25 protein-coding genes, 1 tRNA gene and 1 other RNA gene are annotated in these 25,093 nt (G+C 66.7%); 14 read left to right on the forward strand and 13 right to left on the reverse strand.

Annotated features, from left to right (window positions below):
* Positions 1–8: 8 nt before the first annotated feature.
* Together V4U86_RS01505 and ligD are read left to right on the forward strand one after the other, a co-directional pair.
* Complete coding sequence (locus V4U86_RS01505) at positions 9–1,064, forward strand: ATP-dependent DNA ligase (protein WP_395312279.1); 1,056 nt, start codon at positions 9–11, stop codon at positions 1,062–1,064.
* Positions 1,064–2,116 (forward strand): non-homologous end-joining DNA ligase, encoded by a 1,053-nt coding sequence (gene ligD, locus V4U86_RS01510; RefSeq protein ID WP_395309546.1) that lies wholly within the window; start codon positions 1,064–1,066, stop codon positions 2,114–2,116. The genes V4U86_RS01505 and ligD overlap by 1 nt, the downstream gene beginning before the upstream one ends.
* A gap of 12 nt (positions 2,117–2,128) precedes the next feature.
* Here ligD and V4U86_RS01515 read toward each other — a convergent pair whose 3' ends face one another.
* From V4U86_RS01515 to V4U86_RS01530, 4 genes are all read right to left on the reverse strand, one after another.
* Positions 2,129–2,392, reverse strand: coding sequence for a hypothetical protein (locus tag V4U86_RS01515; RefSeq protein ID WP_395309547.1), 264 nt, complete (start codon positions 2,390–2,392; stop codon positions 2,129–2,131).
* Positions 2,393–3,285: 893 nt separating this feature from the next.
* The gene (locus tag V4U86_RS01520; RefSeq protein ID WP_395309548.1) at positions 3,286–4,308 is read right to left on the reverse strand and encodes a S1C family serine protease; all 1,023 of its coding nucleotides are present in this window, start codon (positions 4,306–4,308) and stop codon (positions 3,286–3,288) included.
* Positions 4,309–4,391: 83 nt separating this feature from the next.
* Positions 4,392–5,078 carry a hypothetical protein gene (locus V4U86_RS01525; protein WP_395309549.1) on the reverse strand — a complete coding sequence of 229 codons (687 nt, stop codon included), beginning with the start codon at positions 5,076–5,078 and terminating at the stop codon, positions 4,392–4,394.
* Positions 5,079–5,148: 70 nt separating this feature from the next.
* Positions 5,149–5,234, reverse strand: a tRNA-Ser gene (locus V4U86_RS01530).
* Positions 5,235–5,365: 131 nt separating this feature from the next.
* On the opposite strand from V4U86_RS01530, the gene ffs reads away from it, so the two are divergent.
* The 4 genes from ffs (at position 5,366) to V4U86_RS01550 (ending at position 9,989) form a co-directional block, all read left to right on the forward strand.
* Positions 5,366–5,462, forward strand: an RNA gene (gene ffs / locus V4U86_RS01535) — signal recognition particle sRNA small type.
* 60 nt (positions 5,463–5,522) lie between these two features.
* On the forward strand, positions 5,523–6,803 hold the full coding sequence (locus V4U86_RS01540; protein ID WP_395309550.1) for an aminotransferase class I/II-fold pyridoxal phosphate-dependent enzyme: 1,281 nt from the start codon (positions 5,523–5,525) through the stop codon (positions 6,801–6,803).
* A gap of 39 nt (positions 6,804–6,842) precedes the next feature.
* Entirely contained in the window at positions 6,843–8,792 is a 1,950-nt protein-coding gene (locus tag V4U86_RS01545) for a DNA polymerase III subunits gamma/tau (protein WP_395309551.1), read from the forward strand.
* 141 nt (positions 8,793–8,933) lie between these two features.
* Entirely contained in the window at positions 8,934–9,989 is a 1,056-nt protein-coding gene (locus V4U86_RS01550) for a GGDEF domain-containing protein (protein ID WP_395309552.1), read from the forward strand.
* Here the strand turns inward: V4U86_RS01550 and V4U86_RS01555 are convergent.
* Together V4U86_RS01555 and V4U86_RS01560 are read right to left on the reverse strand one after the other, a co-directional pair.
* The gene (locus V4U86_RS01555) at positions 9,928–11,232 is read right to left on the reverse strand and encodes a class I SAM-dependent methyltransferase (protein ID WP_395309553.1); all 1,305 of its coding nucleotides are present in this window, start codon (positions 11,230–11,232) and stop codon (positions 9,928–9,930) included. The genes V4U86_RS01550 and V4U86_RS01555 overlap by 62 nt on opposite strands.
* Positions 11,229–12,611, reverse strand: a complete 1,383-nt coding sequence (locus tag V4U86_RS01560; RefSeq protein WP_395309554.1) for an FAD-binding oxidoreductase — start codon at positions 12,609–12,611, stop codon at positions 11,229–11,231. The genes V4U86_RS01555 and V4U86_RS01560 overlap by 4 nt, the downstream gene beginning before the upstream one ends.
* A 70-nt stretch (positions 12,612–12,681) precedes the next feature.
* Between V4U86_RS01560 and V4U86_RS01565 the strand changes: the two genes are divergently transcribed.
* On the forward strand, positions 12,682–13,119 hold the full coding sequence (locus V4U86_RS01565; protein ID WP_073859246.1) for an SRPBCC family protein: 438 nt from the start codon (positions 12,682–12,684) through the stop codon (positions 13,117–13,119).
* On the opposite strand, the gene V4U86_RS01570 is transcribed toward V4U86_RS01565, so the two are convergent.
* Positions 13,116–13,883 (reverse strand): Rv3717 family N-acetylmuramoyl-L-alanine amidase, encoded by a 768-nt coding sequence (locus tag V4U86_RS01570; RefSeq protein WP_395309555.1) that lies wholly within the window; start codon positions 13,881–13,883, stop codon positions 13,116–13,118. The two genes, V4U86_RS01565 and V4U86_RS01570, sit on opposite strands and share 4 nt — an antisense overlap.
* Positions 13,884–13,987: 104 nt before the next feature.
* On the opposite strand from V4U86_RS01570, the gene V4U86_RS01575 reads away from it, so the two are divergent.
* The gene (locus tag V4U86_RS01575; RefSeq protein ID WP_395309556.1) at positions 13,988–14,317 is read left to right on the forward strand and encodes a YbaB/EbfC family nucleoid-associated protein; all 330 of its coding nucleotides are present in this window, start codon (positions 13,988–13,990) and stop codon (positions 14,315–14,317) included.
* Between the two features lie 13 nt (positions 14,318–14,330).
* Complete coding sequence (gene recR / locus V4U86_RS01580) at positions 14,331–14,942, forward strand: recombination mediator RecR (RefSeq protein ID WP_073859248.1); 612 nt, start codon at positions 14,331–14,333, stop codon at positions 14,940–14,942.
* A gap of 52 nt (positions 14,943–14,994) precedes the next feature.
* On the opposite strand, the gene V4U86_RS01585 is transcribed toward recR, so the two are convergent.
* On the reverse strand, positions 14,995–15,666 hold the full coding sequence (locus V4U86_RS01585) for a type 1 glutamine amidotransferase (protein WP_395311878.1): 672 nt from the start codon (positions 15,664–15,666) through the stop codon (positions 14,995–14,997).
* A gap of 32 nt (positions 15,667–15,698) precedes the next feature.
* Complete coding sequence (locus tag V4U86_RS01590; RefSeq protein ID WP_395309557.1) at positions 15,699–16,922, reverse strand: MurT ligase domain-containing protein; 1,224 nt, start codon at positions 16,920–16,922, stop codon at positions 15,699–15,701.
* A gap of 73 nt (positions 16,923–16,995) precedes the next feature.
* Between V4U86_RS01590 and V4U86_RS01595 the strand changes: the two genes are divergently transcribed.
* Entirely contained in the window at positions 16,996–17,985 is a 990-nt protein-coding gene (locus tag V4U86_RS01595; protein WP_395309558.1) for a DEDDh family exonuclease, read from the forward strand.
* A 65-nt stretch (positions 17,986–18,050) separates the two neighbouring features.
* Here V4U86_RS01595 and V4U86_RS01600 read toward each other — a convergent pair whose 3' ends face one another.
* Together V4U86_RS01600 and V4U86_RS01605 are read right to left on the reverse strand one after the other, a co-directional pair.
* The gene (locus tag V4U86_RS01600) at positions 18,051–19,316 is read right to left on the reverse strand and encodes an ethanolamine utilization protein EutH (RefSeq protein WP_395309559.1); all 1,266 of its coding nucleotides are present in this window, start codon (positions 19,314–19,316) and stop codon (positions 18,051–18,053) included.
* 51 nt (positions 19,317–19,367) lie between these two features.
* A complete protein-coding gene (locus V4U86_RS01605) occupies positions 19,368–20,138 on the reverse strand; it encodes an SDR family NAD(P)-dependent oxidoreductase (RefSeq protein WP_395309560.1) in 771 nt (256 codons plus the stop codon).
* A gap of 329 nt (positions 20,139–20,467) precedes the next feature.
* On the opposite strand from V4U86_RS01605, the gene V4U86_RS01610 reads away from it, so the two are divergent.
* Positions 20,468–21,328, forward strand: a complete 861-nt coding sequence (locus V4U86_RS01610; RefSeq protein ID WP_395309561.1) for a mycofactocin-coupled SDR family oxidoreductase — start codon at positions 20,468–20,470, stop codon at positions 21,326–21,328.
* A 9-nt stretch (positions 21,329–21,337) separates the two neighbouring features.
* On the opposite strand, the gene V4U86_RS01615 is transcribed toward V4U86_RS01610, so the two are convergent.
* Complete coding sequence (locus tag V4U86_RS01615) at positions 21,338–21,904, reverse strand: 3,4-dihydroxy-2-butanone-4-phosphate synthase (RefSeq protein WP_395309562.1); 567 nt, start codon at positions 21,902–21,904, stop codon at positions 21,338–21,340.
* Between the two features lie 203 nt (positions 21,905–22,107).
* Here V4U86_RS01615 and V4U86_RS01620 point away from each other — a divergent pair, with 203 nt between their 5' ends.
* Together V4U86_RS01620 and V4U86_RS01625 are read left to right on the forward strand one after the other, a co-directional pair.
* The gene (locus V4U86_RS01620) at positions 22,108–22,611 is read left to right on the forward strand and encodes a flavin reductase family protein (RefSeq protein ID WP_395309563.1); all 504 of its coding nucleotides are present in this window, start codon (positions 22,108–22,110) and stop codon (positions 22,609–22,611) included.
* Between the two features lie 31 nt (positions 22,612–22,642).
* The gene (locus V4U86_RS01625) at positions 22,643–22,960 is read left to right on the forward strand and encodes a cupin domain-containing protein (protein ID WP_395309564.1); all 318 of its coding nucleotides are present in this window, start codon (positions 22,643–22,645) and stop codon (positions 22,958–22,960) included.
* A gap of 15 nt (positions 22,961–22,975) precedes the next feature.
* Here the strand turns inward: V4U86_RS01625 and V4U86_RS01630 are convergent, their stop codons facing one another.
* Positions 22,976–23,608 (reverse strand): TetR/AcrR family transcriptional regulator, encoded by a 633-nt coding sequence (locus V4U86_RS01630; RefSeq protein WP_395309565.1) that lies wholly within the window; start codon positions 23,606–23,608, stop codon positions 22,976–22,978.
* A gap of 354 nt (positions 23,609–23,962) precedes the next feature.
* Between V4U86_RS01630 and V4U86_RS01635 the strand changes: the two genes are divergently transcribed.
* Positions 23,963–25,042 (forward strand): LLM class flavin-dependent oxidoreductase, encoded by a 1,080-nt coding sequence (locus tag V4U86_RS01635; RefSeq protein WP_395309566.1) that lies wholly within the window; start codon positions 23,963–23,965, stop codon positions 25,040–25,042.
* Positions 25,043–25,093 lie beyond the last annotated feature (51 nt).

Raw genomic sequence — 25,093 nt, forward strand, 5'->3', positions numbered from 1 at the left:
ACGTGACTATGGAACCCATGGGACTCCCCGTTTCACCGCCGCTGGAGCCGATGCTGGCCAAGGCCCAGACCAAGGTGCCGACCGATGACGGTGTCTGGTCCTTCGAGCCCAAGTGGGACGGCTTCCGGGCGCTGGTGTTCCGAGACGGTGACGACGTCGTGCTGCTGTCCCGCAGCGGTAAGGACCTCGGCCGGTATTTCCCGGAGGTCATCGACGCGGTCCGCGACGAACTCGCGCCGCGCTGCGTCCTCGACGGTGAGATCGTGGTGCCCCGTGAGATCGGCGGCCGCACCCGGCTGGACTGGGAGTCGCTGAGCCAGCGCATCCATCCCGCCGAGAGCCGGATCAAGAAGCTCTCGGCGGAGACTCCGGCGCATTTCATCGGTTTCGACGCCCTCGCCGTCGGGGACACGTCGCTGATGAAGGATCCGTTCACCGCCCGCCGCCGCGCGCTCCTGGATTCCGTCGACCAGAAGCGCTGGTGCCATGTCACCCGGACCACCGAGGACCCCGCGCTCGGCGTGCAGTGGCTGCAGGAGTTCGAAGGCGCCGGATTGGACGGGGTGATCGCCAAACGCCTGGATGGCCCGTACCTGCCCGGCAAGCGGGAGATGGTGAAGGTCAAACATCATCGCGACGCGGACTGCGTGGCCATCGGGTACCGCATCCACAAGAGCGGGGAAGGCATCGGATCGATCCTGCTCGGTTTGTACCGCGAGGACGGCGAACTGCAGATGGTCGGCGGCGCAGCCTCTTTCACCGCCAAGGCGCGGCTGTCGCTGCTGGCCGACCTGGAACCGCTGCGGATCGGTGACGACGTCCGCGACGGTGAACCGAGCCGGTGGAACTCCGCGGCGGACAAGCGCTGGATTCCGGTGCGGGCCGAGCGGGTATGTGAGGTGGCCTATGACCAGATGGAAGGCAATGGGCCGGGTGCGCAACGATTCCGGCACGCGGTGAAGTTCCTGCGCTGGCGACCGGACCGCGATCCGGACAGTTGCACGTTCGCGCAGTTGGACGTGCCGCTGAACTACGACCTGTCCGACGTCCTGGAGAAGAACTGATGGCGAGCAAGGCAGAAGAGGTCGACGTCAACGGTGTCTCGGTGCGGCTGACCAGCCGCGACAAACCGTACTTCCCGGAGCTGGGCGCCCAGGGCACCAAGGGGGCGCTGTTCGACTACTACCTCGCCGTCGCCGACCGGATGGTGGACCTGTTGCGGGACAGGCCGGTTCACCTGCAGCGCTTTCCGGACGGCATCGAGGGCGAGGAGATCTACCAGAAGCGGGTGCCGCAGAAGCATCCCGACTACCTGCAGACCTGCACCGTCACCTTCCCGTCCGGACGTACCGCCGACGCGCTGAAGATCACCCACCCGTCGGCCATCGCGTGGGCCGCCCAGATGGGGTCGGTGACGTTGCACCCGTGGCAGGTGCGCTGCCCGGACACCGAGCATCCCGACGAGCTGCGCATCGACCTGGACCCCCAGCCCGGCACCGGGTTCGCCGAGGCCGCCGCCGTGGCCGTCGACGTCCTCAAACCGCTGCTGGACGAGCTGGGCCTGGTGGGCTACCCGAAGACCTCCGGCGGCCGGGGTGTGCACGTCTTCCTGCGCATCGCGACCGACTGGGACTTCATCGCTGTGCGCCGCGCCGGTATCGCGCTGGCACGGGAGATCGAACGCCGCGCTCCGGAGGCCGTGACGACATCCTGGTGGAAGGAGGAGCGGGGCAAGCGACTGTTTATCGACTACAACCAGAACGCCCGCGACCGCACGTTCGCCTCGGCCTACTCGGCGCGCAAGACGCCGATCGCCACCGTATCGACACCGTTGACATGGGAAGAGCTGGGTTCCGCGGACCCGGATGACTACACCATCTCGACGGTGCCGGACTTCGTCGCCGGCCGGCCCGACCCGTGGGCGGGCATCGACGACAACGCACAGTCGATCCAGGTGCTGCTCGATATGGTCAAGGCCGATGAGGACCGCGGGCTGGGGGATATGCCGTATCCGCCGAGCTATCCGAAGATGCCGGGGGAACCACCGCGAGTGCAGCCGAGTAAGAAGGTCGCCGAGAATTGGGACGAGGACGGAAACCCGGTCAAGAACGGATGACCGGAGCGGAGGTCAGCGCAGCGGTACGACCGGGGCGCTGACCAGGAGGCGGTGCTCCGGGGAATCGAGGTGCGCGGCGGCGCTCGAGGCCGCGGCTACCGAGCTGAACTCGACGGCACCCAGAATCAGTAGCGGCCACAGTGCGCCGGCGGCGGCGCTGAGGGCGAACTGGTACGGCACCGGGTCTTGGCCGCCCACCCGCCTGCTGGCGACGAAGATCCCCACCGCGCTGATCGCCCATCCGATCAGATAAGCCGCTACGACGGTTTCGACCACGATGTCTCCCCCTTGCCGGGCGCGGGACAGACTGTTGCTCGTGCACAGCTGCGATCCGCAATTCTTGGAGTCAATGTAACGCCGAACTGCGACGTCGGAAAGGCTTTCCTCACCTGGCTGTGGATGGATAACCCGCAGGTCAGCGGCCTTGTGAGTCGCCCAGCAACGGGCAGGTCCGTTGCTCTCGCAACTAACTGACGTAGATGTAAGAAACGTGACCGTCGCGCAGGCGCCGCGCCGACAGGTTCGGCGAGCGTTGCCAGCCGCTCGCATCGGCGTTAGCCGTCGGGGCCCGGACCGATGGGTGCCGCCGCGCCGGATCTGCGATCGGAGCCGGTCTGGATCCTGCGGGGTTTCGGGCGTGTTTGCGCGCCATGTCAACGGATGACCCGGGCTCTCGATTCGCCGCGGTCCGGCGCGCCGCAGAGACGCTCCGCAGTGGCCCAGGTCGGATGTGATGTTGCGCGAAAGCGCTTATGGCACTGACGGATTCAAGAACAGATCGAGATCCGCGCAAATGCCGCAACAAACGTGCGCGAATGGCACGGCTGCCCAAGCGCAGGCCGAGCCGTCGCGCCCGCGGTTGCCGAACCATGCCTGACGTGCGATCCTGCCGCGACCGCGCGGTTCCCCGCGGGGTGCGGGCGGCACCGGCGACCACTTTTCACGGCCGATCGTCACGATGTTGACAACAACCGTTTTCTACATTGCCACACGGATCGGGGCCCCGGGAAGACGGGAGCAGAATTTGACGAATACGTCACATTTTGTCGCCGAGGGTTGCGTGAGCAACGCCCGCGGTGCTGAATCGACGCCGCCGAATATTTCAAAAATAAATCTTGCGGACCGGCGTGCCCGGCTGATTCAGCGGGCGTGTCGCGGGGTGGCAGCGTTTACGCGCCCGCCCCCAACGCGGCTTTTCCGGTCCTGTGCTGGCCCGCCCGGTCCACCCAGGTCAGGTCGACGACGTCCCCCGGGTAGTGCCGATCCAGGACCTGAGTCAGGCCCGCGGCGGACTCGATCGGCGTCCCGTCGATGGTCAGGATGACATCGCCGTTGGCCAGGCCGGCCAATTCTGCCGGCCCACCCGGCAGCACCTCGTGCACCAGCACGCCCGGGAAGGCCTCGTGCTGCTCGGCGCTGCTCACGCCGACGCCGAGCAGGGTGGGTGGACCGATGTGCACGGTGTCCGACGGCGTGCGGGACCGGATCTGACCCGCGATGGCCATCGCCTCGTTGATGGGGATCGCGAAACCCTCGCCGCCCGGATCGGTCTGAAAATTCACCGTCGCCGCGGTGGTCACGCCGATGACCTGCCCGGCGGCGTTGATCACCGGTCCGCCGGAGTCACCGGAGCGCACCGGCGCGGCGATCTCGAACAGCCCGGACATCTGCGTCTTGGCGCCAGTCAGCTCGTCCTCGGCGCTGATCGTGCGGCCCAGCGCGGTGATGGTCCCGGGTTCCCTGGTCAGCGGGCTGTTGCTGCCGCCGGCATTGCCGATCGCGATCACCGGATCGCCGATCGCGATGCGGGTTGAATCGCCCAGCGCCGCCACCGGCAGCCCACCCGCTCCGCGCAGCTGCAGCACCGCGATGTCGCGACCGCGGTCGAATCCGAGGATGTCGGCGTCGAAGGAGCGCCCGCCCACCACCGCGGTGATGGCATCGGCGCCCTGCACGACGTGGTGATTTGTGAGAACCTGACCCGCCCCGTCGATCACGAAGCCGGTACCGGTGCCCATCACGTGTTGGTAGTCGACGACGGTGTCCAACCGCACGACCGACGGCTCGACCTGATCGGCCGCCAGCGACAGTTCCGCTGGGTCGGCGGTCGCGGTGGCCGGCGTCGCCAGGAGCACGGCGGCGAGCGCGGTGAGCAGGGCGGTGAGCCACCACCAAGAGAGGAGCTTGCGCATTCGCCGCCTTCCGAGCGCCCGAGGTGTCACCTCAATATTGACGGGGTCGCGGCGAACTGTCGACGTAAAAGCCGTCCGGAGCGTCAATTCTCGGTGGCGACGCCGCCGCGGGTGCGGGTGCGACGAGACTTTCCGGAAGGCCGACGGTTACGCAGTTTGCCCTGCTCAGAAGCGGTTTCTTCGGCAGATTCGGTCTCGTCGACCGGCTCCTCGGCAGCGGACTCGGCGTCCTCGCCGGCAGCTTCGGATTCCGTGGTTTCGTCGGCCTCGGCCGACTCGGTGCGCTCCGCTGCCGGAGATGTGCCGGGCTTCTCCGCCTTGACCTTGAGCGGTTTCGGCGGCGGCGGCGGCAATTCGGCCACGAACGCCAGATAAAAGGCGAATGCGCCGAGCAATGCGATCGCGGCGGCCGCGCCGTAGATGCCGAACAGCCATGGGCCGGCCTCGTCGAGATCGAGCCAGATCTCGCTGATCGCCGCTCCCAGGATCAACAACCCGGCGGCGATGTGACCGACGATCGACCAGACCCGCAGCGACAGCGCCAACGTCGGTGTCCCGAGTTCGGGCTTCCGGGTGCGGACCAGCGTCAGGACGACGGGCAGTGCGGTGAGGCCGACGAGCAGGCCGCACACGATGCGCATCACGGTGCCCAGCGCGACCGGCCATTGCCCGGTCAGCTCGAACCAGCGCGGCAAAACGAACAGGAAGAACAGAACTCCGGCGAGTACCAGCGATGACGCGTGCCATAGCGATGCGATACCGCGCCGCATAGTCCTCCTCGACGATTTGTGGTCCCGGGGCGCGACCTGATCGATATCCGATCGCGCCCCGGACCAACTGCGGAGGATAGGGGATTTGAACCCCTGAGGGCTATTAACCCAACCCGCGTTCCAGGCGAGCGCCATAGGCCACTAGGCGAATCCTCCGTCGGCAATCCTAACCGACCGACAGGGGTGCCCCGACCAACCGGGTACATCCCCCGGTCGCTTCGCTCCAGCCCGCCGGGTACATCCCCCGGTCGCTCCGCTGCCTCTCGGGGTGGGGGACTACACTCGGTCACCGGACCCCGCGCGGCGTCCATCCTGTGAACTCCCCCAGGGCCGGAAGGCAGCAAGGGTCAATGGGCTCTGGCGGGTGCGCGGGGTCCCCTTTGTGTTCTGGGCACTGTTTTTCTGACCACCTGGGTGTTCGCGGCTTCGCGTGAAAGGTCCACCGTGTCGTTTGAGTCACTGAGCCGCGACGAACTGTCGGTTCAGCACGAGTTGCAACAGCGCAACTACGCCGAGTTGCAGGCCAAAGGTCTCGCCCTCGATCTCACGCGCGGTAAACCGTCCCCGGCTCAGCTGGACCTGTCCAACGGTCTGCTCGAGCTTCCCGGGCGGGAGGATTTCCGCGACGGTGACGGCACCGACACCCGCAACTACGGCGGTCTGCAGGGCCTGCCGGAACTGCGCGCGATCTTCGGTGAGCTGCTCGGCATCCCGGTCGCCAACCTGATCGCCGGGAACAACGCCAGCTTGGAGTTCATGCACGACGCCGTGGTGTTCTCGCTGCTGCACGGCGGGGTGGACTCGCCGCGGCCGTGGTCGGCGGAGCCGGGTGTGAAATTCCTCTGCCCGGCGCCGGGGTATGACCGCCATTTCGCCATCACCGAGAGCTTCGGCATCGAGATGCTTCCGGTGCCACTTCGCGAGGACGGGCCCGACGTCGACCTGATCGAGGAACTCGTCGCCGCCGATCCGGCCGTCCGGGGCATGTGGTGTGTGCCGGTCTACGCGAACCCGACCGGCACCACCTATTCACCGGACGTCGTCGCGCGACTGGTGCAGATGAGGACCGCGGCACCGGACTTCCGGTTGTTCTGGGACAACGCCTACGCGGTGCACACCCTCACGCCCGACTTCGTCGAGCCGATCGACGTGCTGGGCCTGGCGGCGGCCGCGGGTAAACCGAATCGGCCGCTGGTGTTCGCTTCCACTTCCAAGATGACCTTCGCCGGTGCCGGGGTGAGCTTCTTCGGTGCCTCGGCGGAGAACCTGGCCTGGTACCTCAAGCACGCGGGTAAGAAGTCGATCGGCCCGGACAAGGTGAATCAACTGCGTCACCTGCGTTTCTTCGGTGATGCCGACGGCGTCCGGTCGCACATGTTGCGCCATCGGGACCTGCTGGCGCCGAAGTTCGCCCTCGTCGCCGAGATCCTGGCCGACCGCCTGGACGCATCCAAGATCGCGTCCTGGACCGACCCCAAGGGCGGGTACTTCGTCAGCCTCGATGTGCTGCCCGGCACCGCGAAGCGCACCGTGGCGCTCGCTAAGGACGCCGGCATCGCGGTCACCGCGGCGGGAGCGTCGTTCCCCTACGGAAACGACCCGGAGGACAAGAACATCCGGATCGCGCCGAGTTTCCCGGCGGAGTCCGATCTGCGGTCCGCGATCGACGGTCTGTCGACCTGCGCGCTGCTGGCGGCCACCGAATCGCTGCTGGCACGTGACTGACCGCGTGGTACGTCGGCATCACTCGGTAACCTGCTGACCGTGGCGCTCTACCGGAAGTACCGACCCGCAACCTTCGCCGAGGTCGTCGGCCAGGAGCATGTCACCGCACCGCTGTCCACAGCGCTGTCCGCGGGACGCATCAACCACGCCTATCTGTTCTCGGGGCCGCGCGGCTGCGGCAAGACCTCGTCGGCGCGCATCCTGGCCCGCTCGCTGAACTGCGAGCAGGGTCCCACCCCGACCCCGTGCGGGGTGTGCGATTCGTGTGTGGCGCTGGCCCCCAACGGCCCGGGCAACGTGGACGTGTCCGAACTGGACGCGGCCAGCCACGGCGGCGTGGACGACACCCGTGAACTGCGTGACCGCGCGTTCTATGCGCCGGCCCAGTCGCGGTATCGCATCTTCATCATCGATGAGGCCCACATGGTCACCAATGCGGGCTTCAACGCGCTGCTCAAGATCGTCGAGGAGCCGCCGGACCACCTGATCTTCGTATTCGCCACCACCGAGCCGGAAAAGGTGCTGCCCACCATCCGGTCCCGCACCCATCACTACCCGTTCCGGCTGTTGGCGCCCAAGACGATGCGCACGCTGCTGGAGCGGATCTGCCGCGACGAGGGCGTCACCGTGGAGGACGCCGTCTACCCGCTGGTGATTCGCGCCGGCGGCGGGTCCCCGCGCGACAGTCTGTCGGTACTCGACCAACTGGTCGCCGGCGCCGACAACAACCACGTCGTCTACCAGCGGGCGCTGTCCCTGCTGGGGGCGACCGACGTCGCGCTGATCGACGAGGCGGTGGACGCACTGGCCGCCGGCGATGCCGAGGCGCTGTTCGGTGCGGTGGAGTCGGTGATCGACGCCGGACACGATCCGCGCCGGTTCGCCACCGATCTCCTGGAACGTTTCCGCGATCTCATTGTGCTGCAAGCGGTTCCGGATGCCGCCGACCGCGGGGTGGTGGACGCCCCGGACGCTGTGCTGGACCGGATGCGGGAGCAGGCCGGCAAGCTGGGTGCGGCCACGCTGGCCCGCTACGCGGAGGTGGTGCACGCCGGCCTCGGTGAGATGCGCGGGGCCACCGCCCCGCGGCTGCTGCTCGAGGTGGTGTGCGCCCGGCTGCTGCTGCCCTCGGCGCACGATACGGAATCGGCTCTGCTGCAACGTATCGAGCGGATCGAAACCAGGCTGGACATGGCCATCCCCGGTGACGGGGCCAGTCCGCCGGCCACCGCGCCGACCCCGGCACGGCAGTTCGTCCGGGCCAGCAGGGCGCAGGCGGCGGCCGAAACCGCGCCGCCACCCGCCGCGGCTCCGGCGCCGGTATCGCCACCCGCGCCGCCACCCGCGCCGCCACCCGCCCCGGCGCCCGAGCCGCCACCCCCGTCGGAACCCGTTCCGACGCCCCCGCCGGCGCCGGTGCCGCAGCCGCGACCGCTGCCACAGCCCGAGCCCGCCCCGGCGCCCGAGCCGGTGGCGCCCACCCCGCCGCCGCCGGTCCCCGAGCCGGAACCGGCTCCGCAGCCGGTCGAGGTGCCGCCACCGGCCCCGGCGGTCGGCCAGCCGGACGCCGCCGCGGTCCGTGCCATGTGGGACACCGTGCGGGAGAAGGTGAATGCCCGCAGCAAGCCGGTCAACGCCATGCTCGCGGACGCGATCGTCCGGGCGCTGGACGGTGACACCCTGGTACTCAGCCACCGGGCACCGCCGCTGGCTCGGCGGCTCAGCGAACAACGCAACGCCGACGTCATCCGGGAAGCACTCAAGGATGCCCTCGGGGTGAACTGGCAGATCCGTTGTGTGCCGGATTCCGGGGAACCCGCACCCTCGGATACCGGTCCGGTGCCGCGGCAGGACCACGAGGCCGAGGAGGAGCGCATGCTGGCCGAGGCCAGCAGCGACACCTCGGAAGTGGTGCGCCGTGATCCGGAGGAAGTGGCGATCGAGCTGCTGCAGAACGAACTGGGCGCCAAGCGCATCGACCGGGGTTAGCTGCAGTGGTTCTTCGGTTAGGCTAATCTGTTTGCCGGACTAACCGGTTTCGAGAGGTAAACAGTGGCCAACCCGATTGCTGACGCTTGGGGCGCACGCGAGTACCGGTTCGCGACACGCTCGCTGATCGACGGTCGGTTCATGCGCCTGTTCGCCCGGGTGACCGGGGTGTGCTGTGTCGGGATGGCGGCGTTGCTCGTCATCGTGCAGTTCCACCCGGCCGGACCCACCGCTGTGCCGGTGCGGGTCCTGCACATGCTGGTGGCGGTGTCGGCCGTCGCGGTGGGGTGGCGCTGGATACGCGGGCCGTGGCCGTCCTACCGCCAGGCCATCGCGTTCGTGGTGTGGGCCGACATCGCCCTCATCCTCACCGCGGGCACCCTGTCCACGGCCGCGGCCCAGCTGTCCACGATGACCTACATGGGCATCATCGGTGGGTTCGCCGGATTCCTGCTCGGAGCCCGGGTCCTGTTGGTGCACTGCGTGGTCGGCGGTGCCGTGATCGCGGGCATCACCGCGTGGGCGGTGCTGGCCGAGCAACACAGCGTGTTCGAGCTGTTCGTCCACTTCATGCCCGCGCTGGTGTGGGTGGTGGCCGTTCCGCTGGTGGGATCGGTGCTGATCGATATTGGCAGACGGGCCATCGTCCGCACGGCACGGTCGGCACACAGCGACTCGTTGACCGGACTGCGCAACCGGCGCGGTATACAGGCATCGGTGGGGCGGGCGCTGGCGCGCGGACCGCGGACGACGGTCGCGATGGCCGTGTGCGATATCGACCGGTTCAAGAGCCTCAACGACGCCGACGGGCACGCGGCGGGCGACGCGGCGCTGGTCGCCCTGGCCGCCCGGCTGCAGGAGGTGACCCGGCCCGAGGAGTTCACCGCTCGCATCGGCGGCGACGAACTGGTGCTGGTGTCCCTGCTGGACGACGAGGCCGCCCTGGCGGATCTGGCCGAAAGGGTGCGGGCGCTGACGCGGGTTCAGGTCGGCGACGTGGAACTCACCGTCAGCATCGGCATCGCGGCGATGTCCTCGACCGAGCCGCACTTCACCCTGGACGCGGTGGTCCGGCACGCCGACGCGGCCATGTACGAGGCGAAGCGGGCCGGCGGAGCGATGTGCGTCGGCTACCCTACGGAGTCCACCACGGCCGCATCGGCAGATCGCCGTCGTGCCCCTGATCGTCCAGCTTGACCGCCAGAACCTGGTGCAGCTGCACCACATTCGATTCGAAACCGAGCCGCGAACCGGCCATGTAGAGGCCCCACACCTTGGCGCTGGGCAGGCCGACCTCGGCGACCGCCTCATCCCAGTGCTCGACCAGGTTGCGGCCCCAATCGCGCAACGTCAATGCGTAGTGCCGGCGCAGATTCTCCTCGTGCAGGACCTCCAGACCGACGTCCTGCGCCTCGGCGATGATGCGTCCGGAACCGGTCAGCTCGCCGTCCGGGAAGACATAACGGTCGATGAAGAAGTTGGCCGTTGCCCCGGCCCGGTTGTTCGGCCGGGTGATGCAATGGTTGAGCAGCAGGCCGCCGACGCGCAGCTTCGCCTGCAGGAAAGCGAAATACGCCGGATAGTTGGCCACCCCGATGTGTTCGGTCAGACCGATCGAGGAGACCGCGTCGAAGCCGGACTCGGTGACGTCGCGATAGTCGCCGTGGCGCACCTCGGCCAGATCGGACAGACCTTCGTCGGCGATCGCGCGCTGGGCCCACGCGGCCTGCTCGGCCGAGAGGGTGACGCCCACTGCACGTACCCCGCGGCGGGCGGCGTAGCGCACCATGGAACCCCAGCCGCAGCCGACGTCGAGCAGGCGGTCGCCCGGCCCCAGCCGCAGCTTCTCGAACACCAGCCGGTACTTGTTCTCCTGTGCCTCTTCCAGGGTGGCGTCCTTGTCCGGGTAGCAGGCACAGGTATAGGTCATGGACGGGCCGAGTACTCGCTCGTAGAACGCGTTCGATACGTCGTAGTGGTGGTGAATCGCTTCGGCGTCACGGGACTTGCTGTGCCGCAGACCTTCTGCGATCCGGCGCCAGCGTGGCAGGGCCTCCTGCGGCGGCGGCGGGATCGGCACCAGATGTTCGATGCCGATCGACGAGATGATCGAGGCCAGCACACGGGCCGGTGGCCGCTTGATCTTCATCCGATCGGCCAGTGCCCGCAGCAGGTCATACGGGTCGCCCGGATGCACTCCCAGCGGCTCGATATCACCGGAGACATAGGCGCGGGCCAGGCCCAATTCGCCCGGTGCGGTCGCCAGGTAGGTGGTGCCGCGGGGTGACTTGAGATCCAGGCCCACCGCGGCGTCCGGTGGGCCGGAGGTGCTGCCGTCGTAGGCGGAGAACCGCAACGGAAGTTTGCTTGAGGCAAACAGTTCCAGGATTTCGGCGAGGTTCATCCGGCGCTGATCTGCGCGCTCTTTGAAGGTCGTCATTTCCTGCGCACCGCCTTGTCGTAGAGGTCGAGCAATCGCGAGTCGGGGTCGTAGGTCTTCTTCACGGACCTGTACGTCTCGCCGCCGTAGAGCGAATCGAATTCCTCGGCGCTGTAGAAGGATTCCGAGTACAGGGACTTGTGCCCGCCGAACTCGGACACCTTGGCCTCGATGAGCCGATTGGTGTGCCCGGGGACGGGTCCGGCCGGCACCGAGGACCAGAACCCGATGTTGACGTAAGTGCGGTGCGGTTGCAGCGGATAAAGCGGCCACTGCGCACCGGTCTCGCGCAGCCGCAACGGGCATATCCAGATCGGTTCGATGGGGACGTTGTCCAGGAACCAGTTCAGGAACGGTGCACAGTCCTGCAGCGGTACCTCGACGTCCTGTACCACCCGCTCCCGGGCGGGACGGCCACGGCGCCTCTCGATCCGGTCGGCGATGTCGAAGCGCTGGTCGTACCCGATGAGCTTCCAGTAGAAGCTGCTGCGCCGGAAGCGTCGCGGCCACAATCGCCGCAGCGTCGGGTTCTGGGCGCCGAAAGCCCTTGAGCACCAGAACCAGTCGGTGTCCCAGCGCCACAGGTAGTCGGCGATGGTGAGGCGGTCGTGATGTTCCCCGTCGGCATGCTGAATGGACCGGTAGTAGATGTCCTGGCCGGTGTAATCACTCACCGGCCCGGCGGTGTCGGTCTGGATGCCGAGACACAGATAACTCTCCTGGGCGCTGAACACCACGCCATCGAGGTAGTGCACCGGCACGCCCTGGTATCCACGGGTTTCGATGATGCGGTCCATCGTCGTGACCATCTCTTCGATCGAGTGGAAACGCAGATGGCGCAGCGCGACGAAGGGCAGCACCGGCTCCAGTTCGATACGCAGCCGCACCGAATAACCGAGGGTGCCATAGGAGTTCGGGAAAGCGCGATACAGATCCGGGTGGTTGTCTCTGCTCGCCGTGACGAGTTCACCGGCGCCGGTGAGAATGTCGAGCTCGAGCACCGATTCGTGCGGCAGCCCGTTACGAAACGAGGCGGACTCGATACCGAGCCCGGTCACGGCACCGCCCAGCGTGATCGTCTTGAGCTGTGGAACCACCAGTGGGGACAGCCCGTACGGCAGCGTCGCGGCGACCAGGTCCTCATAGGTGCACATGCCGGAGACATCGGCGGTGCGCGCCTGCGGGTCCACCGCGATGACGTTGGTCAGTCCCGAGGTGTCCAGGCCCGGCGCAGCATTATGCTCCCGCGCCCGGAACAGATTCGACGTGGGTTTGCTCAGTCGCACAGTCGCAGTCGCGGGGATGGCGCGATAACTCGCCAGTAAACGCTGCACGCCCTCCCCGTGTACAGCTTGTGCGTCGGTTGCAACAACAGACACACATATACGCTAGTCCTCGGTCGCCGACGACGCGACCGAACCGATACGTGATGACAGGAGTTTTGCACTCATGGGACAGGTCAGCGCTTCCAGCACCGTGTTGATAGATGCCGCGCCGGAAGCTGTGCTCGCCGCGGTCGCCGATTACCAGACGGTGCGGCCGAAGATTCTCTCCTCGCACTACAGCAATTACTCCGTGCTCGAAGGCGGTCAGGGCGCCGGCACCGTGGTGACCTGGAAGCTGCAGGCCACCAAGTCGCGTTCCCGCGATGTAAAGGCCGCCGTCGACGTCGCGGGCAAGACCGTGATCGAGAAGGACGCCAACTCCTCGCTGGTGACGAACTGGACGGTCGCACCTGCGGGCACCGGCTCCACCGTCACCGTGAAGACCTCGTGGACCGGCGCCGGCGGCGTCAAGGGCTTCTTCGAGAAGACGTTCGCGCCCTTGGGCCTGCGCAAGATCCAGGACGAGGTGCTGGGCAACCTCAAGAAGGAACTCGAAGGCTAGCTGTTGGCCAACCAGGTGGCGATTCCGCGCGCCACCGCCTCGGCATACTTCTGCCGGCCGGCCTCCGACTCGATCAGGGCGGAGTCGGCCGGGTTCTTCATGTTGCCCAGCTCGACCAGGATCGACGGGAACTGGGCGTGGTTGAGCCCGGCGATGTCCGAGCGCGGGTTCAGGCCGTTCGAGCCGATGTAGGTGGCCGGCGGGATCCCCGATCCCTGCAGCTGATCGCGCATGATTCCGGCGAACGTCACCGACGGTCCGGCCTGCACGGTGTTCAGCGGCGGCGAGGAGTACAGGACGTGGAACCCACGGCCGGTGGCCGGCCCGCCGTCGGCGTGGATGCTCACGATGGCGTTCGGCCGCAGCGCGTTGGCCATCGCCGCCCGCTCGTCGACGCACGGGCCGAGGGCGTCGTCGTTGCCGCGCGACATCGCGGTGCGGACCCCGTTGGCGTCCAGGATCGCCCGGACGCGCAGCGTGACATCCCAGTTGAACGTGTGTTCCGGGTAGCCGGAGTTCGTGGTGGTGCCGCTGGCCTGGCAGTCCTTGGTGCCGCCCCGGCCGGTCGGGACCTGGCGGCTGATGGATGCGTCGTTGGCACCGTTGTGGCCCGGGTCCAGGAACACGATCTTTCCGGCGATCGCACTGGGCGCGGCGACGGCCGCGGGAACCGCGGAACAGGACAGGCCGGAGGCCAGCAGGACAGTGGCCGCGACTCTGCCGACTCGTAGGCTGCCGACACGCAAACGGGAGGGGACGTGCACGCCGCCACGGTAGTCGCGGCGGCGGCTAATGTTGAAGGGCAAACCGCCTCGGGCTCGTGAGTGAAATGAAGTCGAGACCAGGTCGCAATCAAGAGGGGACAGTCATGCAACCCGGTGGTCAGCCCGATATGTCTGCGCTGCTCGCGCAGGCACAACAGGTCCAGCAGCAACTGATGGAGGCGCAGGAAGCGCTGGCCAACGCCGAGGTGCACGGTCAGGGCGGCGGTGGCCTCGTGCAGGTCACCATGAAGGGCAGCGGTGAGGTCATCGCGGTGGCCATCGATCCCAAGGTGATCGATCCCGCCGATCCGGAGACCCTGCAGGATCTGATCGTCGGCGCGCTCGCCGACGCCGCCAAGCAGGTCACCATCCTGGCCCAGACCCGGCTCGGTCCGCTGGCCAGCGGGATGGGCAATTTCGGGCTGCCCGGGTAACTGATTCACCGCGATGTTTGAAGGACCCGTCCAGGACCTGATCGATGAGCTCGGCAAGCTGCCGGGTATCGGGCCCAAGAGCGCGCAGCGCATAGCGTTTCACCTGCTGTCGGTGGAACCGCCCGACATCGACCGGCTGACCGCCGTGCTCGGACGGATCCGCGACGGGGTCACCTTCTGCGCGGTCTGCGGCAACGTTTCCGATGAGGAACGCTGCCGCATCTGCAACGACCCGCGCCGGGATGCTTCGCTGGTGTGCGTCGTGGAGGAACCCAAGGACATCCAGGCGGTGGAACGCACCCGCGAATTCCGCGGTCGCTACCACGTGCTGGGTGGGGCGCTGGATCCGCTGTCCGGGGTGGGGCCCGATCAGCTGCGCATCCGGGAGCTGCTCAACCGGATCGGGGAGCGGGTCGACGGAGTGGACGTCGCGGAGGTCATCATCGCCACCGACCCCAACACCGAGGGCGAGGCGACCGCAACGTACCTGATGCGGATGCTGCGCGACATCCCCGGCCTGACCGTGAGTCGGATCGCCTCGGGTCTGCCGATGGGCGGTGACCTGGAGTTCGCCGATGAGCTGACACTGGGGCGCGCCCTGGCCGGCCGCCGCGCCATGGTCTGAGTTTTTCCCGCCCGTTTGTTCGTTCGTTTGGGCGGGAAACGGCGTAGAGACGTCAGGGGCGCCGCGGAGCGGCGAGCCGCTCGGTGCGCAGCAGGTCCACCTCGGGCAGGTTCAGCGGCGGCAGCTCGCCGACCACCTGGGACAGCAGATGATCGGCCAGCTCCGGGTTGCGGGCCAGACACGGCCCATGCAGATAGGTGGCGATGACGCTGCCCTGCACGGCCCCGTCGTAACCGTCGCCGGCGCGGTTGCCGGCACCCTTGGTGACAGCGGCCAACGGTTCGGCGTCGGTGCCGAGAACCGTTCCGCCACGGTGATTCTCGAATCCGGTGAGCGGTTGGGACAGTCCGGCCGGCAGCGGCGTGGAGGACACCTCGCCGATGGTGCGGGCGTCCTGGGGTGAGGTGGTGACGTCGAGCAGGCCGACACCGTCGACCCGCTCTCCGGCCGACGTCTCGTACCAGTGCCCGAGGACCTGGATGGCTGCGCAGATGGCCAGCACCGGTGCGCCGCGCACGGCCGCGCGCTGCAGACCGGGGTACCGGATCAGATGCTTGGTGGCCAGACGCTGGGCGTAGTCCTCGGCGCCGCCGAGGGTGTAGATGTCCAGGGAGTCGGGCACCGGGTCGGACAGGGTGATCTCGATGATCTCGGCGTCGATCCCGCGTAGCCGCAACCGTTGTCGCAGCACCACCGCATTGCCGCTGTCACCGTAGGTGCCCATCACGTCGGGCAGCACCAACCCGATCCGAACGGTCACGAGATCCGCCTGTTCAGTTGCAGGAACGCGGTGTAGTTCGCGATCACCTCGACGTGACCCGGGGGGCAGGAGGCGATGGCGGCGACGGTGTCGTGCACCAGGGTGTGCGCCACGCCGGCATATCCGAGGCGCACCGCCAGATCGGTACCGCGTTCACCGGCGGCCACCACCTGGGTCCGTTCGAAATGCTCGAACCGGACATCCCAAAGCCAGGACAGGTCCTCACCGTCGGGGACCTGGCCGTTGACCGAAATGACCACTCCCGCAGCGTCCTTGTCGATCATCGACAGCGCTTCCTGCCAACCGGCGGGGTTCTTCGCCAACAGCAGTCGGGCGGTGTGGTCGCCGACCCGGACGGTGCGGTACCGGCCCGCGACCTCGTCGACCGTCGACACCGCGGCGACCGCCGCGACCGGATCGGCACCGAGCGCGACCGCCGCGGCGACCGCCTGGGTGGCGTTGCCACGGTTGACCGCACCCGGCAGCGCGAGCGTCATCGGAGCCGAAAAGCCCTCTGGACCATGGATATCGGACTCATCGTAGGTCCACTGGGGAGTGGGCCGTTTGAAATCGCTTCCGGTGGAGTACCAGTGGTTCCCGTCGCGGACGATGATCTCACCGGACCGCGGACAGCTCACCGAATCGCCGGCCCAGCTGCCGCCGGCGGCCACCCACACGACGTTCGGGCAGTCGTAGGCGGCCGAGGTGATCAGCACGTCGTCGCAGTTGGCGATCACCACGGCGCCGGGGTGGCGGGCCAGTCCCGCGCGCAGCGTGCGTTCGATGTGATTGATCTCGCCGACCCGGTCGAGCTGATCACGGGACAGGTTGAGCAGCACGATCACTGACGGTGACACCGCGTCACTGACGTGCGGCACGTGCATCTCGTCGACTTCCAGGGCGGCCAGCTCGGCTTTGCGGGCACCGGCCAGCGCAGCCACCAGGCCGGCGTCCATATTGGCGCCTTCACTGTTGCTGGCGACGGGGCCGAGGGTCTGCAGCGCCGCGGCGGTCATCCTGGTGGTGGTGGACTTGCCGTTGGTGCCGGTCACCACCACGGTCCTGCGGCCCGCCCCGAGCTGGGCGAGGACGGATTTGTCGATCGTCATCGCGACCAGACCGCCGATCATCGCGCCGGCGCCGCGTCCGGTGACGCGGGAGGCCCAGCGCGCGGCCGCACCGGCACCGAGCGCCAGCTTCCCGCGGTTAGTGAGAGCCATCCTGCGAATATTAGGTGCCCGACACGCGGCGGTGCGATTCGGTGTTGTCAGACCCCCGTGCCATCCTCGGGGTATGAGCCAGTGCTGGGGCCGACCGTCGGCCGAGGCGGGCACCGGATGGGCCGTCGTCGATGTGGAGACGACGGGCTTCCGGCCGGGCCAGGCACGGGTTGTGAGTGTCGCGGCGCTGGCGGTCAGCGACGACGGCAGCATCGAGCACAGCGTGTCGTCCCTGCTCAATCCCGGGGTGGATCCGGGCCCGACGCACGTGCACGGGTTGACCGCGGAGATGCTGGCCGGCCAACCCACCTTCGGGGACATCGCGCCGCAGCTGATGGAGATCCTGCACGGGCGGACCCTGGTCGCCCACAACGTCGCGTTCGATTACGCGTTCCTGGCCGCCGAGGCCGAACTGGTGGAGGCCCAGCTGCCGGTCGACACCGTCATGTGCACGGTGGAGCTCGCCCGCCGGCTGGACCTGGGCACCGAAAACCTGCGGCTGGAGACACTGGCACGGCACTACGGGGCCACCCAGCTGCGCCCGCATGACGCTTTGGACGACGCACTGGTGCTCACCCAGATCCTCAAGCCGGCGCTGATCGCGGCCCGGGAGCGCAGGGCGTGGCTGCCGGTCCGGTCGGTGAACCGCCGGGTATGGCCCAACGGCCGGGTGACCCACGAGGAGTTGCGGCCGCTGAAGGTGCTGGCGGCGCGGCTGCCCTGCGAGTTCCAGAATCCGGGCCTCTACGTCCCGGGGCAACCGCTGGTGCAGGGCATGCGGGTGGCGTTGTCGGCGGAGATGACACGCACCCACGAAGAGGTCATCGAGCGCATCCTGCATGCCGGGCTGGGCTACGCCGAGGCGGTGGACCAGCAGACCTCCCTGGTGATCTGCAACGAGGCCGCCCCCGATCAGGGCAAGGGTTATCAGGCCGCCGAGCACGGCATCCCGCTGGTCACCGATCGGGAGTTCATGTCGCTGATCGATCAGGTGGTCGGCGGCACCGATATGGAGGAGTTCGTCGACACCACCGGCGACGGCGACCAGTTCACGCTTTTCTGAGCCGAAAGCACACCGGCCGATCCGCCTCGGGGGAGGGCGGACCGGCCGGCGGGCTCGGAACGGATCTATACGGTGCGATCTGCCAGGACCGGGTCGTCGTCCTTCCCCGTTCCGTCCGTGGCCGGCCCGTCCTTCTCGGTGTCCTCCAGCGCGAAGCGCTTCAGATAGGGCACCGCCAGCCAGACCGCGATCGCCACCGCGATGGCCCCGCCGACCAGCTTGCCGATGATCATCGGGACGATCATGGTCGGCTGGAAGTTGGCGGTGAATGCCAGGTAGTCGCCGATGGCGAAGCCGGCGCAGGTCGCGAACGCGATGGTCAGCACCCGGTCCCGCGGCGGCATCACCGGCACGACGCGGTACAGCGCCAGGATGTTCGTCGCACCCGCCAGGAAGCCGGTGATACCGGCCTCGGAGACGCCGACCCGATTGCCGATCGCCTGCAGCGGCCCGGCGAGGCCGGTACGGATGGCGTACACCATCGGGAACGCTCCGGCCAGCATGACGCCGATGTAGCCGACGACCTCCAACGCCCGGAACTGATCCTCGGCGTCGGCGATGAACGGGGCCAGCGGGAACGAACCGAAGACCTTCGAGAACACCCCGGTGAAGTACTCGACCACGTTGGCGGTCATCGAAATGGTGGTCACCACCACGATGGCCTTACCGAACACCAGGAACGCCTTGACCATGAAGTCGGTGAAGTACTTCAGCGCCAACGCCAGAACGATCATGATGATGACCAGCGGCACCAGGTTCAGTACGACCTCACCGAAGGACAGGTCGAACGGCTTGGTGCCTTCCCCTGAGGTGTCGATGCCCTCCCGCAGTGGCACACCACTCTGCATGAGCAGCAGCGCCATGATCAGACAGGTGAACGGGATCGCCAACAGGCCGCACATGGTGCCCAGCGCCATGTACTTGTGGTACTTCTTGTCCAGGATCGCCAGGCCGGTCGGAATCGAGAAGGCGATCACCGCGCCCGAGGTGAGGCTGACGGTGAAGGCCAGGATCCAGGCCGAGTGGCTGTTGGCGACCTCCAGCGACAGCGCGTAGGCGCCTTGGTCGCTGGGCAGGAAGGTGCTGATGGCGATCGCCGGGTCCGAGTGCAACCACTCGTAGACCGGGCCGACGAACCTGTCGATCATGGGCACCAGCAGCGGGATGATGCCCATCATGCCGGCCACCGGGATGAACAGCTGTCCGATGGTGTAGATGCCGTCCCGGAACTCACCCGCCAGCGGGGACTCGGGGCGAAGGATGTAGGCGCCCGCACCGAGCACCATGAATCCCATCATGATCCAGATGATGATCTGTCCAACGAGTTCCAAGGTGAATCACCCTCTCAAATCAGAAGTAGTGTGCCGGAGTTTCCTGAGAACTCAGCGGCCTGCCAGGTGACCGCCGTCGATGAGCAGCTCGGCACCGGTGATATAGGAAGCGTCGTCGGAGGCCAGGAACGCGACCGAACCGGAGATCTCGTCGGCGCTTGAGAAGCGTCCCAGCGGGATCGTGGCGAGGATTCGTTCCTCGGCGCCGTCGCCCAGTCCGGCCAGTTCCTCCTCCAGCATCGGCGTAGCGATGTATCCGGGGTGAATGCTGTTGACGCGTACGCCTTCTCGGCCGTAGGAGATGGCCAGCGACTTGGTCATCATGGTCACTGCGCCCTTGGAGCCGACGTAGGCCAGGTAGCCGTCGGCCCCGACCACACCGAAGATGCTCGAGGTGTTGATCACCGAGGCGGCCGAGCTCTTGCGCAGCAGCGGCAGCAGAGCCTTGAACGACAGGAAGATGCTCTTCTGGTTGATGTCGATGATGCGCTGCCAGGACTCTTCGGTGGCCTCCTCCGCGGTGTAGAGGTCGGCGATGCCGGCGTTGTTGACGAGGATGTCGAGTCGGCCCTGTTCGGACTCGATGACCGATGCGATCTTCTGCCAAGCATCGAAGCTGCTCACGTCCTGCTGGTGGAACCGGACGTCGAGATTCTCTGCGCGCAACTCCTTCTCCAGCTCGGGGCCGTTCTTGGTGTCGACGTCGGTGAAGTAGACGATGGCACCTTCTTGAGCGAGCCGGCGGGTGTGCGCGGCGCCCTGTCCGTTGCTGCCACCGGTAACCAGTGCGATGCGTCCGACAAGTCGGCTAGGAGTCGTCATGCTGGGTGTTCCTTATCTCTGAGATGGTCCACGCGACACGGTCTGTCGGTGACCGGCCGCTCGGGATATCCGGGAATGCTGCCAGCGGATGGCTCATGCCGCGACCCGAATATGGACATTTGTAGAAAGTGTGATCCAGCCGACAATAACCACGAATCGCTGCGGGTGTCAACGGGGCGGTCGAGCGGGGGTCCCCGTCGACATAGACGTAATAGTGTTGGCTAGCAGCGGGATTCCGACTTCTCGGGAAACCATTGACATGGGCCGCGCCCGTCCGTACCGTGCACTAAATTCCTACAAATGTGGGAAAAAGAGCAGGTAGGAGTTACATGAGCAACCCGTTGGACCTCACCGGCAAGGTCGCGTTCGTCACCGGCGCCGCGCGCGGGCAGGGGCGGTCGCACGCGATCAAGCTGGCCGAACAGGGCGCAGACATTCTGGCCATCGACATCTGCAAGCAGATCGATACCGTGCCGTACCCGATGTCCACGCCGGCCGACCTGGATGAGACGGTGCGACTGGTGCGCGAGACCGGCCGGCGCATCGTTGCCGGACAGGTCGATGTCCGCGATCTCGCAGCACTGAAAAGCTTTGTTGACCAGGGTATAAAGGAACTGGGTCGACTTGACGTCGTGGTCGCCAACGCCGGGACGGTCAACGATATCGCGCCGATGTGGGAAATCTCCGAGGAGCAGTTCCAGGATCAGCTGGACACCAACCTCACCGGCGTGTGGAAGACCATCAAGGCCACCGTGCCGCATCTGATCGAGCAGAATCGCGGCGGATCGGTCATCATCATCAGTTCGATCTCCGGGTTGGTGGCCGAACTCAATGTCGGTCACTACGCGGCGTCCAAGCATGGCGCCAACGGGCTGATGCGCACGCTCGCCGGTGAACTGGCCCCGCACTGGATTCGGGTCAACTCGGTGAACCCGACCAACGTCGAGACCCTGATGATCAACAACGACGCCTACAATACGCTCTTCTCGGGCGGTAAACCCGGTGCGACGCAGGAGGATTCGATTCCTGCTCTGAAGGGGATGAACGCGCTGCCGATTCCGTTCGTGCAGCCCGAGGACATCAGTAACGCGGTGCTGTACCTGGCCTCCGATGTCAGCCGCTATGTCACCGGCACCGCCATGGTGGTCGATGCCGGTGCCATGGGCCCCTTCAAGATTCCCAACGACTGAGGTTCTGCGCTATCGCGCCCGGTAGAACGCGGCGAGCACATCCTCGCGCAGGATGAATGCGAGCCCGTTCTGCCGGGCGATCGCGGCGCCCTCCTCGGGCCCGGCCACCGAGCGTGGATCGCCCTCCGATGTCAGTGCGCAATACGTCGCGGTGGGAACACCGTGCCCCGCCAGTCGGGCCAGTGCCAGTGCCAGCTCGGGAGTGCCGGGCGCGTGCGGGGGAGTCATGTCGGCGGCAACCGGGATCACATGCCCGGGGCGGACGAAATCGTCAATGCCGCAATGGGGATCGCTGAGGAGCCGAACGGTGCGTGCGCGGTCGGTCGCCGAGATTCCGGTCCCGATGCCGACCGCAGCATCCACGGCGACGTGGAATCGGCTGGTGGACGAGTAGTGGTCGGCGGCCATCGGCGGAATACGCAACTGGCGCAGACGATCTTGTTCTACGGCGACGAAGAGCAGGCCCGAACCGGCCTTGATCAGTCGGGATACCCCGGCGGGGGTCGCCGCCGAGCTCAGTAGCACCAGTGAGGATTCCGTGCCATCGGACAGCACTACCGGCTCGCCCGCTGCCATCGCGCTGCATGCCCGATGGACCCGTCCGGCGCCCAGTTCCGAGACCGGTGTCGGCTCATCCAGTTCTGTAGCAAGAATTTTCGTGTTCATATCGGCCTTTCGGTCCAGCGTTTTGTCGCGGGTTGACGCCACCCGCAACTAGTAGTTTCATCATATGTAGAAACTCGGCAATGTGAAGAGTCCTTCGAAGATTGGGGAGCAAGATGCCCGTAAAGACGGAGCGGAGTGCGGATTACCGCACGGTGATGGGCAACTTCCCGACCGGGGTGGTGGTGGTCAGCGGCCTGTCCGGGGGAACGCCGGTCGGACTGACCGTTCAGTCCTTCATGTCCCTGTCTCTTGACCCGCCGATGATTCTGTTGTCGGTGGATCGGAAGTCGACCAGTTGGCCGTTGATCGCGGCCACCGGGAACTTCGTGGTGAACGTGATGGCCTCGGACCAGCAGGCAGTCGCGCTGACCTTCGCCAGATCGGGCACCGACAAGTTCGCCGAAATGCGCTGGGCGCCAGCACCGGAAACGGGTGTGCCGATGATCGAGGGTTCGCACACCTGGATCGAGGCGCAGGTGGCGGACACCTTCGACGGTGGGGACCACGTGATCATCACCGCCGATGTACTGAGCATGCAACTGGCGCAGGACGAACGGTCCGAACCGCTGGTGTTCTTCCGATCGAGTTTCCGGCAGCTCGGCTCGCCGGATCTGTAGCAATGACCCGACAAACCATGAGGATGGAACTGTGATCAAGCGTTATGACCCGTTGACCGTGGACCTCGCCGAGACTGACCGGCCCGGAAGCACCGCGCCGGTACGCTCGGCGGTGCTCTATACCGCGGACGGTCAGAAGCACGGCGTGTGGGAGGCCGAGCCCGGTGTGCACAGCGACTACCAGGGCCAGGAAACCGTCGTGATCCTGCAGGGTTGCGCCACGGTCGTCGGCGAATCAGGGCAGATGGTGGAGGTCGGCCAGGGTGACGTCTTCATCTGTCAGCCCGGCGAGAAGATGACCTGGACCGTGCACGAGAAGATCCGCAAGGTGTTCGTCATCAACTCGTGACGGCGCCGGAGGCGGCTACGAGGCCTTTCGCCTGGTAGCCGCCTTCTTTGCCGGCTTCTTGGCCGGCTTGGCGGGCTCCTCACGCCGGGGGTAACCCCGGGCAGGATCCAACTCGATTGCAGCTCTGAGAAGCTCGCGCAGGCCGGCGTCGTCCAATTCGGTGCCGTTGAGCACGCGTTGGACGGTGGATCCGTCCCAGATCGTCTCCAGCATGTGGGCGACCTTCGGCGACACGTAGCGCTCGACGGCCCCGCGGGCACGGCTCGACCACTTGTGGCCGAGTTCCCGGTAGGCGTCCTGGCGGCCCGCCTCGGCCAGCAGCTCCCATTCCAGAATCGCGTTACCCATATCGGTCGTCATCGCGTTGACCAGCGTGAGGATCGCGTCGATCAGGTCGTCGTCCGAGGTCGCGCCCTCGAAATGCTTCTCGTACCGCACCGAGACGCGCTCCACGTAATGCGCGAATGCGTCGAGGATGAGGTTGTCGAGGTTCTCGTAGTGGTAGGTACTGCTCCCCAGGGCAACGCCGGCGTAGCTGCACACCTTGCGGTGTGTGACGCTCTTGACCCCGGATTCGCGGATGATCTGCAGTGCGGCCTCGACGAGGGCCATGGCGGTCGCCTCTGAGCGGCTGCCCGATCTCTTCACCGTCGACTCCTGACTGTGCGTGTTTTGGTGAGGGTACCGCAACCATTACCCGCGGCCCGGCGGGCGCCGGTTGGAACCCTACGGATGTAGAAAGTCCAGGTCAGCGCGTCGCATGCTGCGGTGGCCCTGATGTTTGTTGGCTGTCGAGCGAATTCCCCTGTGCCCGTTGGCTTGTGTAAATAGAAGATTTCTTCGTCCTACCTGTTGACACCCGCGCCACAGCGTCGCTACGTTGACGGCTATCGCCTTGTTTCTACAAATGTACGAAAAGTGCGAGTCGCGTCAAACGGGGCAGATCCCCATGGCGGCAAGGTTTCCCGATTTCTCCGCACACCCCTACGGAAGGACACCGAGATGAAGTTCGGCATCTTCAACATCCCCTACTCGCGCGCATATTCACATGGCAAGCGCACGGCCAAGCAGGTCATCGACTGGGATCTGACGCTGACCAAGTGGGCGGATGAGTACAACTGGTCGGAGGCCTACTTCGCCGAGCACTACACCCTCGGTGGCGAGCCCAGCCCGGCCCCGGACGCCATGATCGCGGCCGCGTCGCAGATCACCTCGCAGATCAAGCTCGGTGCCGCCGCCCACCTGCTGGCCTACCACAACCCCATCGCGCTGGCGCACCGCATCATGTGGCTGGACCACATGACCGAGGGCCGCTACATCGCGGGCTTCGCTCCCGGCGCATTCCCCAGTGATGCCCAGCTCTTCAACACCGGTAAGCAGAACCCGGAGATGATGACCGAGGCGTTGGAGATCATCGAGAGCATCTGGTCCAAGAAGGGACCGTTCCGGATCGAGGGCAAGTACTGGACCGTCGACATGCCGGCCTACGACGACGACATCCACGGCCCGCACCTGGCGCCCAAGCAGGACCGCATCCCGGTGATCATGACCGGTATGCAGGCCAAGTCGCCGACCCTGGCCGTCGCCGGACGCAACGGCTACTTCCCGATGAGCCAGCAGGTGCACAACTCGGTGCTCAAGGAGCACTGGGCCACCTACGCCGAGGCTGCCCAGGCCGCCGGTCACACCCCGAACCGCGCCGACTGGCGCATCTGTCGTGATGTGTTCGTCGCGGACACCGACGCGGAGGCACGCGACGCCTACCTCAACGGTGCGATGGGCGACCTCTGGGGCAACTACAACATCCCCACCTTCATCAAGCTCGGCATCGGCGAGATGATGACCGGCGGCACCATCACCCTGGAGGAGCTGTCCGCCGAGTGGATGGTGGACAACTTCCACTTCGTGGGTTCGCCCGAGACGGTCGCCGGCAAGATCGAGGAGCTGTACAACGAGGTCGGCGGCTTCGGCTCGCTGATCTCCTTCGGCCACGAGTACACCGACAACCCGGATGTCTACCGCCGCAGCTTCGAACTCGTCGGCACCAAGGTGCTGCCCCAGGTCGCGCACCTGAAGCCCTGAGGCGTCAGCAACAGTCTGACCGGACCAGCCGGGGTGAGCATCGCTCACCCC

The organism is Mycobacterium sp. AMU20-3851, from assembly GCF_043974665.1.
In the GTDB taxonomy this organism is placed as follows: domain Bacteria; phylum Actinomycetota; class Actinomycetes; order Mycobacteriales; family Mycobacteriaceae; genus Mycobacterium.